This window comes from Nonomuraea sp. NPDC004186 (assembly GCF_053603495.1).
Map to the genome: position 1 here is coordinate 1 of NZ_JBSGFQ010000210.1, position 12,708 is coordinate 12,708.

A 12,708-nucleotide genomic window follows, 5' to 3' on the forward strand; every position below is an offset into this window, starting at 1 on the left:
CTCACCGCGCCCCGACAGCACCCACGGCACCACACCCGACACCACAGGAGCGTCCCCGGAGGTGCCCAGCTGCGGCTCGGGAGCCTGCTCCACGATCACGTGCGCGTTCGTCCCGCTCACCCCGAACGACGACACACCCGCCCGCCGCGGCCGGCCGTCCGGCTCCGGCCACTCCCGCGCCTGCTCCAGCAGCCGGACCTGGCCCTGCTCCCAGTCGACATGGCTGGACGGGGCGGACACGTACAGGGTCTGGGGCAGGAGGCCCTCGCGGGCGGCCATGACCATCTTGATCACACCGGCCACGCCCGCGGCGGCCTGCGTGTGCCCGATGTTCGACTTCACCGACCCGAGCCACAGCGGCGCCGCCGCGTCACGGTCCCGCCCGTACGTGGCCAGCAGCGCCTGGGCCTCGATGGGGTCGCCGAGCGTGGTCCCCGTCCCATGCGCCTCGACCACGTCCACGTCGGCGGCCGTCACCCCGGCGTTGGTCAGCGCCTGGCGGATCACCCGCTCCTGCGAAGGACCGTTGGGCGCGGTCAGACCGTTGCTGGCTCCGTCCTGGTTGACCGCCGTGCCCCGGATGACCGCCAGGACCTGGTGGCCGTTGGCCCGCGCGTCGGACAGGCGCTCCAGCAGCAGCATGCCGACACCCTCGGCGAACACGGTGCCGTCGGCGTCGTCGGAGAAGGCCTTGCACCTGCCGTCGCGGGCTAGCCCCTGCTGCCGGCTGAAGTCCACCATCAGCTCGGGGGTCGGCATGACGGTCACGCCGCCCGCGAGCGCGAGCGTGCTCTCGCCGCTGCGCAGCGACTGGCAGGCCAGGTGGATGGCGACGAGCGAGGAGGAGCAGGCGGTGTCCACCGTGACCGCGGGGCCCTCCAGGCCCATGCTGTAGGCCACCCGGCCGGAGATGACGGAGCTGGTGTTGCCGGTCTGCACGTACCCCTCGACGCCCTCGGGGAACGGCCCGAGCCCCGAGACGTAGCCGGTCTGCGTCCCGCCGACGAAGACGCCGGTGGGGGTGCCGCGCAGCGTGCCGGGGTCGATCGCGGCCCGTTCCAGCGCCTCCCAGGCGACCTCCAGCACGTGCCGCTGCTGCGGGTCCATCACCAGGGCCTCGCGCGGGCTGATCCCGAAGAAGCCGGCGTCGAAGTCGCCCGCCCCTTCGAGGAAACCACCGTCCCGCGCGTACGTCGTACCGCCGGCCGTGTGGTCCTCGTCGTAGAGCGTCTCGAGGTCCCAGCCCCGGTCGTCGGGGAAGGAGGAGATCCCCGAGCGGGCCTCCACCAGCATGTTCCACAGGTCCTCCGGCGAGTTCACCCCGCCGGGGTAGCGGCAGCTCATCGCCACGATCGCGATCGGCTCACGATCCTTCGCCTCGACCTCGCGCAGCCGGCGGCGGGCGCGCTGAAGGTCGGCGGTAGCACGCTTGAGGTAGTCCCGGAACTTGTCGTCAGTGGCCATGGGATTCTCAACCAGCCTTGAGGTAGTGAGGCGGAACGGGACGGACGTGGGCCGGCGCGGTCTAGCCGGCTGTCCTCCGGTGGCGGAGCACGTGCTCTTCCAGGTCCTTGACCAGGTCGTGCGGGGTCGGGGTCTCCCGTATCTCCTGGCTGGTCTTCTGTGCGCGCTCGGTGAAGGTGGAGTCGTTCAGGATCCGCTGCAGTTCGGTGCGGAGGGTGTCGGCCGAGAACCGGTCCGGCGGAAGGTGCACGCCCACGCCGTGCGCTTCGATGGCCTCCGCGACCTGGTCCTCGTCGTGCAGCGCGTGCGGGATGATGAGCTGCGGGACGCCGTTGAGCAGCGCCGTCAGGGTGCTGCCGGTCCCCGCGTGGTGGACGATCGCCGAGCAGCTCTTGAGCAGCGGGTCCAGCGGCACGAACCCGGGGATCCGGACGTTGTCGGGGACGGTGGCCCCGGCGGGGACGGAAGCGGGGCCCAGCAGGGCGACGACCTCGATGTCCAGGTCGGCGACGGCCTCGAACAGGTCGGGGTATCCCAGCTTCGCGCGGCCGGCCCACACCTCCTGGTAGGAGTTGCCCAGGGTGACGCAGACCCGCGGCCGCTCCGGTTCCGTCCGCAGCCAGTCGGGGATGGTCCCGGGGCCGTTGTACGCCACGTAGCGCACGGGCAGGTAGTCGTACTCCGCCGGCAGGCGCAGCCAGGAGGGGATCGAGTCGATGGTCGTCTGGCCGAGGACGAGGTCGTCGTCGTACTCGCAGCCGTACTTCTCCAGCTTGGCGGTCAGCCAGTCGCGTACCGGGTCCTCGCCGGCGGCCTCCGGACGCTCGGCCCGCAGGCGCAGGAACAGCTCGCGTAAGCGGCCCCAGTGGTCGCGGCCGATGGTCGTCCGGGCGTGCGCGGCGCCGCAGGCGGCCGCCGCCACCGGTCCCGTGTACGTCATGCTGTCCCAGATGACCAGGTCAGGGCGCCACGAGCGGCAGAAGGCGACCATGCCGTCGAAGACGGACTCGTCGGTGTTCACGTCCAGCGCCATCGGGGAGGCGAAGGCCGCGAGGCAGTCGCGCACGTACTCGTAGGTGAGGACCTCGGGCCGGATCTCCGTGATGGAGTACCCGGACCCGTAGATGGTCTCCTCGGGCGCCATCGCCGCGACGCGCTCGGCGTAGCGCGCCTCGTCGCCGACGGCGACGCCCATCAGTCCCGTCTGCTGCACCAGGGGCATGATGTCGGGTTGTGCCGCGATCACGACGTCGTGGCCCGCGGACTTGAGCGCCCAGCCGAGCGGCACCACGAGGTTGAGATGAGCGCTGGCCGCGAGTTGGGTGACAACGACGCGCATTCCGCATCCTTCCGGCAGGTACAAGGTCGGCCGGGCGGCGGCGCGCAATGCGCCCTTCCGCTCACAGGTGGGTGTCGTGAGCAGGTCCGCCAGACCCCATCGACTCTCACGAGACAGTAATCAGCCACGTGAGAGGCACCGACCCCTAGATCACCCCTCAGGCCCCCCTGGGGACTTCGGCCGTACTGGGGTGTTCGCCGAGCCGTCGCAGGGTGAGTGCGAGGGTCAGGCGGGCGCGGCCCTCGGCCGGCTGCACGGGGAAGCCGAGCTCGCTCTCGGCCCGGGCCAGCCGGGCGGCGACGGAGCTGCGGTGGATGTAGAGCCGGGAGGCGGTCTGGCGGATGGAGTCGCTGGCCGCGAAGACGTCCAGCGTCGCCAGGACGGAGTCCCCGTTGGGCGCTTCCGCCAGGCGGTCCAGTGCGGCGACGTCCGGGGATCCGCCGATGGCCTCGTCCGGCAGGTGCTCGGCGAGCAGGGCGAAGCCGCCCAGCCGGTCCCAGTGCACGACCCTGCCCCACAGCTCCCCCGGGCCGGCGAAGCGCAGTGCCGTACGCGCCATGTGCCAGGCCCGCGCGGCGCTCGCGGACGGAACGCGCGGGCTCACCCCGACCGCCGAGCTCGTGCTCGCGAGAGCGTCGGGCCAGGGCGGGCCGGAGACGATGACCCCGTACACCTGCCCGAGGCGGGCCACCCTGCCCCCGAGCCCGGAGGCGTCTCCGGCGACGGCGAACACCTGCACGGAACGATCCGGCCTCAGCCCGAGGAGCTTCAGCGCCCGGGAGCGTCCGGCCTCGTCGGCGGCCGAGCCGAGGACGAGTTCGACGAGCGCCGGATCGCCGAACGCCAGGGCGGGCTCCCTCCTGCCCAGGACGGCGGCGCAGGCGATGGCGAACCGTTCGACGAGCATGGCGTCGATCGGGAACGCGTCGCCGCGCCGCTCGATCCACACCTCGCCGCCGTTCACGAGCTCGTGCCTCCTGGAACCCGGGTCGGCGGGCCCGTCGAGTGCGCCGCCGCCGGCACTCACCCGCCGATACACCCCCAGACCGGGAACGCTCACCCCTACGGGGCATTCCGCGAGCCGCGAAGCCTCCAGCAGCAGCCGCTCCAGATCGGTCCCGTTCTGCAGGAGCACGTCGAAGAAGCTGATCACCCTGAGCTCGTCACCCGCGTGGGCGTCGAGTTCGGAAAGGCGCAACAGCAGGTGCTTCATCAGGTTGACCTCGGCTCTGATTTTGCGTTCACTCGGGCTCGGAAAAAGCGACGCCGCGGCCGGCGGTCGCCATTCGGGGTGAATGTTCGCAACGGAACGGTATACGGATGCCGGGGCTTCGCGGCCGGTCCGGGGAACGGAATCCCGCCCTATAGGGGATACGCACGGGTCGGATAGGGGTCCGCCCTCGATCGGCCTTCACCTAGCGTCGGCAGGGCCGCTCACCTGCGCATTGTGCGGCATTTCGATGAATGGCCCAGGGCGTGGGGCGCCGTCTCCGCGCCGAACGTGATGAGGTGGTTGACTTGGCCCGAGCCCCCAGCGCCAGGGGAACCCTGCCGTTCGGCGACCACGTGACCTGGTACCGGGTGACCGGCACCCCGGGAAAGGGGAAGCCGGCGGTGGTGGCCCTGCACGGAGGGCCCGGCGGCACCCATGACTATTTGCTCCCCATGGCGGAGCTCGCCGACGCCGGCTGGCCGGTCGTCCATTACGACCAGCTCGGGAACGGCGGTTCCACGCACCTGGACGACGCGGATCCGGGATTCTGGACGCCGGAGTTGTTCGACGACGAGCTGGGCAATCTGCTGAACCGCCTGGGAATCGCCGGCGACTACGTTCTCTTCGGCCATTCCTGGGGCGGTCTGCTGGCCGCCAAACACGCCTCCGAGCGGCCGTCCGGGCTGCGCGGCCTGGTCATCGCGAACTCGCCGGCCTCGTACCCGGAATGGCGTAAAGAGCTGAAGATCCTGCGCGACCTGCTGCCGAGCGGGGTGAACGAGACGCTGCTCGCCCACGAGGCGGCCGGGACGACGGACACCCGCGAATACTTCGACGCGATGATGGTCTTCTACAACCGGCACGTGATCCGTACGCGGCCGTGGCCACGCGAATTCAAGGCCACGTTCATGGACACGCTCAGCAATCCGACCGTCTATCAGGCCATGAACGGGCCGTGCGAATTCCACGTGATCGGCAGCCTGAAGGACTGGGACGTCCTGGACCTCCTGCCCGGCATCGACGTGCCCACGTTGGTGCTCTCGGGCCGGCACGACGAGGTGACCCAGGAGTCGGTCCGGCCTTTCCTCGAGCTCATTCCCGGGGCCCGCGGAAAGGTCTTCGAGGATTCCAGCCATTCGCCACATCTGGAGGAGCCGGAGCTCTTCCGGCGGGTCATGCTCGAATTCCTCGCCGGCCTGGCCTGACTTGGGCCGCCTCTTCATGCCCTTGCCCAAGGAGAGAAATCTTGAACGACGCCACCGATATCGTGAAGAGCGACGCCGAGCTCGCTGCTCGCTACGGATCGCCGCTTTACGTCTACGACCTCGAACGTGCCGTCGCCGCTTACGACGACCTCCGCGCTTCCCTGCCCGAGGGAACGGTCGTCTATTTCTCGTTCAAGGCCAATCCCCATCCGGAGATCGCCGAGGCGCTGCGCGAGAGCGGCGGTTCCGCGTGCAAGGCCGAGATCAGCTCCACGGGCGAGCTCGCCGCGGCTCTGCTGGCGGGCTTCGACCCGCTCGACATCCTCTATACCGGGCCCGGCAAGACGACCGAGGAGGTGGAGGCCGCTCTGGAGGCCGGCGTCCGCCGTTTCTCCGTCGAGTCGGTCAACGACCTGCGCCGGATCGGGCAGGCCGCCTGGGAACAGGACACGGTCGCCGACTGCCTCCTGCGGGTGAACAGCACCGCCTCAGGCGCCACCACCAGCATCCGCATGACGGGGGCTCCCTCCCAGTTCGGCTTCGACAGCGAGACGCTCCCCGAGCTCATGCCGGAGCTTCGATCGGTGCCCGGCACCCGTCTGTCGGGGATGCACCTGTTCTCGCTGAGCAATGCGAAGGACGAGGAATCCCTGATCGCCGAGTTCAAGCACACGATCACCGCGGCGGCCGAGGTGCGTGACTCGACGGGCCTGGAGCCGGAGCTGCTCGACATCGGCGGCGGCTTCGCCTCCCCCTACCTCTCCCCCGGCGAACGCCCCGTCTACGGCGGACTCCGCGCGGCGCTGGAGGAGGTCCTCGACTCGCACTTCGCGGGCTGGCGCGACGGCAGCCCCCAGGTCGCCTGCGAATCCGGGCGGTACCTCGTCGGCGACTGCGGCCGGCTCGTGTGCACCGTCACCAACGTCAAGGAGAGCCGCGGCGGCAGGTTCATCATCCTGGACGCCGGGATCAACACGCTGGGCGGCATGTCCGGGCTCGGGCGGCTGCTGCCGGTCTCCGTCCAGTTCGAGTCCGCCGAGCCCGTGGCACCGGCCAGCCTCGTCGGCCCGCTCTGCACCCCGGGCGACATCCTCGGCCGCAACGTCGCCGTACCCGATCTCCGCCCCGGGGACGTGGTGACCATCCCGAACGCGGGGGCCTACGGCATGACGGCCAGCCTGCTCATGTTCCTGGGCCGCCCGGCGCCCAGCGAGGTCGTCATGCGCGGCGACAAGGTCGTCTCCTCGTCCCACGTGCTTTTTGTCCGCATGTACGAGTAGAACCACCTGCCTGCCCTGCAGGTATCCATCGTCGGCTGTCCCGGCTCAACCGCCGCGGACAGGATCACTGCGGTTCATATGGAGAGTCAAACAGATGAGCCAGTCCGGAAACAGCGAATTCGAAGCCAGCGGCACTCCGACGACGAGGGCCGGACGAGCGACGGCCTTCACCCTTCGGCTGGCTGACCTCTCCATGGCGGAACGCCGGGCGTCCCTGATCGAACTGGTGAGCCGGACGACGCTCGACGTGATGAGCGCCGTACTGCCCGGGCTGCTGGAGACGGTCTCCGCCGAGCAGACCTTCAAGGACATGGGGCTCGACTCCCTCGCGGCGGTCGAACTGCACGACCGGCTCGCCGCCGAGCTCGGCGCCGAGCTCCCGATCGGCATCGCCTTCGACTACCCGACGCCGGCCGCTCTCGCCGACTACCTGCTCACCGAGGCGCTCGGGCTCGGGGAACGGCGAACCGCCGAGATCACGGCCGCCGTCGGCTCAGACGAGCCCATCGCGATCGTCGGCATGGCCTGCCGCTACCCCGGCGGCGTGGCCACGCCCGAGGAGCTGTGGGAGCTGATCACCGAGGGCCGGGAGACGGTGACCGGGTTCCCGACCGACCGGGGATGGGACCTCGACCGGCTCTTCGACGACGACCCCGACGCCGGCAACACCACCTATGCCCGGGTGGGCCACTTCCTGCACGACGCCGCGGAGTTCGACGCGGCGTTCTTCGGGATCAGCCCGCGTGAGGCCGTGGCGATGGACCCGCAGCAGCGGCTGATCCTGGAGACCTGCTGGGAGGCCGTCGAACGGGCCGGCATCAACCCCCAGACCCTGCACCAGAGCCAGACCGGCGTCTTCATCGGCGCCGAACCGCAGGACTACGGCCCCCGGCTGCACCAGGCGCCCCCTGACGTCGAGGGCTACCTCGTCACCGGCGCCGCGCCGAGTGTCGTCGCCGGCCGGGTCGCGTACACGCTGGGCCTGGAAGGGCCCGCCGTCACCGTGGACACCGCCTGCTCGGCGTCACTCGTCGCCATCCACCTGGCCTGCCAGTCGCTGCGCACCGGGGAGAGCCCGCTGGTGCTCGCGGGCGGGGTGACCGTGATGTCCGCGCCGGGGACGTACACCGCCTTCAGCCGCCAGCGCGTCATCGCCGCCGACGGCCGCTGCAAGGCCTTCAGCTCCGACGCCGACGGCACCGGCTTCTCCGAGGGCGTCGGTGTGCTGGTGCTGGAGCGGTTGTCGGACGCGGTGGCCGCTGGTCATCGGGTGTTGGGGGTGATCCGTGGGTCGGCGGTCAATCAGGACGGGGCCAGTAATGGCTTGACGGCTCCGAACGGTCCTTCGCAGGAGCGGGTGATCCGTCAGGCGCTGGCCAATGCGCGGTTGTCGGGTGCGGAAGTGGACGCGGTCGAGGCACATGGCACGGGGACCGCACTGGGGGATCCGATCGAGGCGCATGCGCTGCTGGCCACGTATGGGCGGGATCGTGACCCGGCGCAGCCGTTGTGGCTGGGCTCCTTGAAGTCGAACATCGGGCACACGCAGGCGGCCGCGGGGGTGGCCGGTGTGATCAAGATGGTGCTGGCGATGCGGCACGGGTTATTGCCGCAGACGCTGCATGTGTCTGCTCCTACGACCCATGTGGATTGGGAGCAGGGCCAGGTTCGGCTGCTGGAGCAGGCGCGGGAGTGGCCGGAGCCGGACGGCCGGCCGCGGCGGGCGGGTGTGTCGTCGTTCGGGGTGAGCGGGACGAACGCTCACGTCGTCGTGGAGCAGGCTCCCGAGCCGCAGCTGGGCACCTCCGGGGACGCTCCTGTGGTGTCGGGTGTGGTGCCGTGGGTGCTGTCGGGGCGCGGTGAGGAGGCGCTGCGGGCTCAGGCGTCGCGGTTGGCCGAGTATGTCGATGCCCGGCCGGAGGTGGCGGTTGAGGGTGTCGGGTTGTCGCTGGTGCGTGCCCGCGCTGCCTTCGAGGACCGTGCGGTGGTGGTGGGTGCGGATCGGGAGGAGTTGCTGGGCGGCCTGCGTGCCTTGGCGGCCGGTGAGTCTGTCCCCGGGGTGGTCTCCGGTATGGCGTCGGGTCGTCGGGATGCGGTGCTGGTGTTCCCGGGGCAGGGGGCGCAGTGGGCCGGGATGGGGGTGGAGCTGGCGCAGGCGTCGCCGGTGTTCGCCGCCCGGCTGGAGGAGTGCTTCGCCGAGATCCGGCGGTGGGTGGACTGGGACCCGGCCCAGGTGCTGGCCGATGCTGATGGGCTGGAGTCCATCGAGGTGTTGCAGCCGATGGCGTTCGCGGTCGGGGTGGCCCTGGCGGCGTTGTGGGAGTCGGTCGGGGTCCGGCCAACAGCGGTGATCGGGCATTCGCAGGGTGAGGTGGCCGCGGCGTATGTGGCCGGGGTGTTGTCGCTGGCCGACGCCGTGCGGGTGGTCGTGTTGCGCAGCCGGTTGTTCGCCGCCGAGCTGTGGGGTCGCGGCGCGATCGCCGCTGTGGGGCTGCCCGCTGAGGTGGTGCGCGAACGTGTCGCCTCGCTGGGCGGGGGGTTGGAGGTGAGCGCGGACAACGGACCGGCTTCGTGTGCGGTGGCCGGGCCGACGCAGGCGCTGGAGGAGTTCGTGGAGCGTCTGCGTGGTGAGGGGGTGCGGGCGCGGGTGATCGCGACCACGGTGGCCTCGCATTCGCAGATGGTCGAGCCGTTGCGGGAGCAGTTGCTGGAGATGCTGGGCCCCATCGAGCCCGGGCCCGGCCGGGTGCCGGTGTATTCGACGGTGACGGGCGGTGTGCTGGCGGGTTCGGAGCTGGGGGCGGAGTACTGGTTCGCCAACGCGCGCCGGCCGGTGGACTTCCAGGGGGCGGTGCGGGCGTTGCTGGCCGATGGCCGCACCGCGTTCATCGAGGTGAGCCCGCATCCGGTGTTGACGATGGCGGTGCAGGACATCCTTGACGCCACCGGCACATCGGGCGTTGCGGTGGGATCGCTGCGCCGTGGCGAGGGCGGCCCCGACCGGTTCCTCCGCTCAGCGGCCGAGGCGTTCACCGCCGGTGTCGCCGTGGACTGGCAAAAACTCCTACCCGGCACCAGCGTGAATGCTGAGCTGCCGACATATGCGTTCCAGCACCAACGTTACTGGCTGGAGTCCGCCGTGGCAGGGGTGTCGGACGCGAGTGGGCTGGGCCAGGCCCGCGTGGACCACCCCCTGCTGGGTGCGGCGGTGGAACTGCCCGATCACGGCGGGCTGGTGCTGACCGGCCGGATCTCCACCGCCACGCACCCCTGGCTCGCTGATCATGGAGTGGGGCAGACGGTGGTCTTCCCCGGCACCGGCTTCGTGGAGCTGGCCGTGCGAGCGGGTGACGAGGTCGGCTGTCCGGTGGTGGAGGAGCTGACGCTTGAAGCGCCGCTGGTGATCGAGGGCGACGAGCCGGTCCAGCTCCAGGTGGCAGTGTCGGTAGCCGACGAGGACGGGCGTCGTGAGGTGGCGGTACATGCCCGCACCAGCCAGCGACCCTGGACACGCCACGCCACTGGAACCCTCACCGCGACAAGCAGCACGCCGAGTCCTGCTGGCGAACAGTGGCCGCCCGCGGGAGCGCAGGCGGTGGACGTGTCCGGCCACTACGAGACACTGGCCAGCACCGGATACGGGTACGGTCCGGCGTTCCAGGGTCTCAAGCGGGCCTGGATCCGCGACAACGAGGTGTTCGCCGAGGTGGAGCTCGACGAGCGGGAGGCCGCCGAGGCCGGCGGTTATGGCATCCACCCAGCGCTGCTGGACGCCGCCCTGCACGCCACCGGTCTCGTCGAGCGGGTTGAGGGGGTCGCGCTGCCGTTCGCCTGGAACGGGGTGGAGCTGCTCGCTTCCGGCGCCCAACGCGTGCGCGTCCACGCCCAGCCCACCGACGACGGCGCCTCCAGCATCCACATCACCGACACCACCGGCGCGCCGGTGGCCATCATCACAAGCCTGATCTCACGCCCGCTACCGGCCGGCGGACTGTCGTCGCGTCCGCAGGCTGGGCACGATGCGCTGCATCGTGTGCAGTGGGTGCCGCTGGCGGGTGAGCCGGTCGGTTCTGGGGACGTGGCGGTGGTGGGCGAGGGCTGGCCCTCTCTGGTCGCGGCTGTCCAGGCTGCTGGTGGTGGTGTCGGGGAGTTCGTGGATGTGGCGGCGTTGGGTGATGCGGTCGCGTCCGGCCGGTCTCTTCCCGCTGCCGTGGTGATGCGCCTGCATGCGGATGTTTTCCTCCGGCCGGCGCTCGATCGGGTCGTGGGTGTGCTGAGTGGTTGGCTGGCCGATGAGCGGCTGGCCGAGACCCGGTTGGTGCTGGTCACCAGCGGCGCGGTGACAACCGGCAGCACCGATGCCGGTATGGCGACCGGCCCCTCGGCCCGCCTGAACGCCTCAGGTGGGGATGGCGTCGATGGTGCTTTGATCGGTGCGGCGGTGTCGGGCCTGGTGCGCTCTGCGCAGGCCGAGAACCCCGGCCGGATCCTGCTGATCGACCTCGACGATGCGGCCGAATCGCTCACCGCGCTGGCCTGCCTGCTGGGCGTGGAAGACGAACCACAGATGGTCGTGCGGGCCGGCCAGGTGCTGGTGCCTCGTCTGGCCCGCGCGGACTCCTCCGGTGATCTGGTGGTGCCCGAGGGTGCGGGTGGGTGGCGGTTGGACTGCCCGGCCAAGGGGTCTCTGGAAGAGCTGGCGTTGGTTGCCGCGCCGGAGGCCGACCGGGAGTTGGCCGCCGGTGAGGTGCGGGTGGAGGTTCGTGCGGCCGGGTTGAACTTCCGTGATGTGGTCGTGGCGTTGGGCATGGTGCCCGAGCAGGGGGAGCCGATCGGTGGCGAGTTCGCCGGCGTCGTTTCCGAGGTGGGGCCCGGGGTGGAAGGGGTGCGGGTCGGCGATCGGGTGATGGGGCTGGGTGAGGCCGCGTTCGGTCCCCGGGTGGTGGTCGATCAGCGGTTGCTGGCCGGGCTTCCGGCGGGCTGGTCGTTCGCTCAGGGGGCTGGGGTGACGGTGGCGTTCGCGACCGCCTGGTACGGGCTGGTCGACCTGGCCGGGCTCAGCCGGGGGGAGCGGGTGCTGATCCACTCCGGCGCGGGTGGGGTGGGTATGGCCGCGATCCAGATCGCCCGGCACTTGGGGGCGGAGGTGTTCGCCACCGCCTCGCCCGCCAAGCAGCACGTGCTGCGGGCGCTGGGCGTGCCGGATGATCACATCGCTTCCTCCCGCGACCTGGACTTCGCCGACGCCTTCGCCACGGTGATGGGCGGAGCGGGGATGGATGTGGTGCTCAACTCGCTGGCCGGCCCGTTCACCGACGTCTCCCTCGACCTCCTCACCCCTGGCGGGCGGTTCATCGAGTTGGGCAAAACCGACCGGCGCGATCCCACCCAGGTGGCTGGCACCCATCCGCAGGTGCGGTATCGCAGCTTCGACCTCATGGATGCCGGGCACGATCGTATCGGCCAGATGCTCGTCGAACTGCTGGACCTGTTCACTGGTGACGGGCTGGCGGCATTGCCGGTGCGGTGCTGGCCGGTGCAGCAGGCCCGCCAAGCATTCCGGCACATGGCCCAGGCCCGCCACACCGGCAAGATCATCCTCACCATGCCGCGTAACCTGGACCCCGACGGCACCGTACTGATCACCGGCGGCACCGGCGGCCTGGGCGCCATCCTCGCCCGCCACCTGGCCACCGAGCACCAGACCAAGCATCTGCTGCTGGCCTCCCGCCGAGGAGACCAGGCCCCTGACGCCGACCAGCTCCGGGCCGACCTGGAGACGGCGGGTGCGACCGTCGAGATCGCGGCGTGCGATCTGTCCGACCCCGAGCAGGTGGCCGCGCTCCTTGACCGGATCCCCGCCGAGCATCCGCTGACGGCGGTCTTCCACACCGCCGGGGTGCTGGATGACGGTGTGGTCACCTCACTCACCCCCGACAAGATCGACCGAGTACTGAAGCCGAAAGCAGACGCCGCCTGGCACCTGCACCAGGCCACCCGCCACCTCGACCTGGCCGCCTTCGTCCTCTACTCCTCCTCAGCCGCCACCCTCGACAGCGCCGGACAGGGCAACTACTCCGCCGCCAACGCCTTCCTGGACGCCCTCGCCATTCACCGCCACACCACCGGCCTACCCGCCCAAGCCCTCGCCTGGGGACTCTGGCACCAACCCAGCGGCATGAGCGCCCACCTCACCACCACCGACAT

6 protein-coding genes are annotated in these 12,708 nt (G+C 70.8%); 3 read left to right on the top strand and 3 right to left on the bottom strand.

What is annotated here, in order from left to right:
- From ACWEPL_RS63105 to ACWEPL_RS63115, 3 genes are all read right to left on the bottom strand, one after another.
- Positions 1–1,464, bottom strand: a 1,464-nt coding sequence (locus ACWEPL_RS63105; RefSeq protein WP_452442488.1) for a type I polyketide synthase, incomplete at its 3' end; no start/stop codon positions are given.
- Between the two features lie 61 nt (positions 1,465–1,525).
- Positions 1,526–2,803: an activator-dependent family glycosyltransferase gene (locus ACWEPL_RS63110; protein ID WP_363985762.1), complete on the bottom strand. Its 1,278-nt coding sequence runs from the start codon at positions 2,801–2,803 to the stop codon at positions 1,526–1,528.
- A 157-nt stretch (positions 2,804–2,960) separates the two neighbouring features.
- On the bottom strand, positions 2,961–4,016 hold the full coding sequence (locus ACWEPL_RS63115; RefSeq protein ID WP_452442489.1) for a helix-turn-helix domain-containing protein: 1,056 nt from the start codon (positions 4,014–4,016) through the stop codon (positions 2,961–2,963).
- Between the two features lie 296 nt (positions 4,017–4,312).
- Between ACWEPL_RS63115 and ACWEPL_RS63120 the strand changes: the two genes are divergently transcribed.
- The 3 genes from ACWEPL_RS63120 to ACWEPL_RS63130 all read left to right on the top strand — a co-directional run.
- The gene (locus tag ACWEPL_RS63120) at positions 4,313–5,221 is read left to right on the top strand and encodes a proline iminopeptidase-family hydrolase (protein WP_452442490.1); all 909 of its coding nucleotides are present in this window, start codon (positions 4,313–4,315) and stop codon (positions 5,219–5,221) included.
- A 41-nt stretch (positions 5,222–5,262) separates the two neighbouring features.
- Complete coding sequence (locus ACWEPL_RS63125; RefSeq protein WP_363985768.1) at positions 5,263–6,501, top strand: type III PLP-dependent enzyme domain-containing protein; 1,239 nt, start codon at positions 5,263–5,265, stop codon at positions 6,499–6,501.
- A gap of 94 nt (positions 6,502–6,595) precedes the next feature.
- Positions 6,596–12,708 (top strand): SDR family NAD(P)-dependent oxidoreductase (locus tag ACWEPL_RS63130; protein ID WP_452442492.1); only part of this gene is annotated, 6,113 nt, incomplete at its 3' end.

Excerpts from the sequence above, each read along its gene's own strand:
- ACWEPL_RS63110 (WP_363985762.1), bottom strand. The coding sequence starts at position 2,803 with ATGCGCGTCGTTGTCACCCAACTCGCGGCCAGCGCTCATCTCAACCTC.
- ACWEPL_RS63115 (WP_452442489.1), bottom strand. The coding sequence starts at position 4,016 with ATGAAGCACCTGCTGTTGCGCCTTTCCGAACTCGACGCCCACGCGGGT.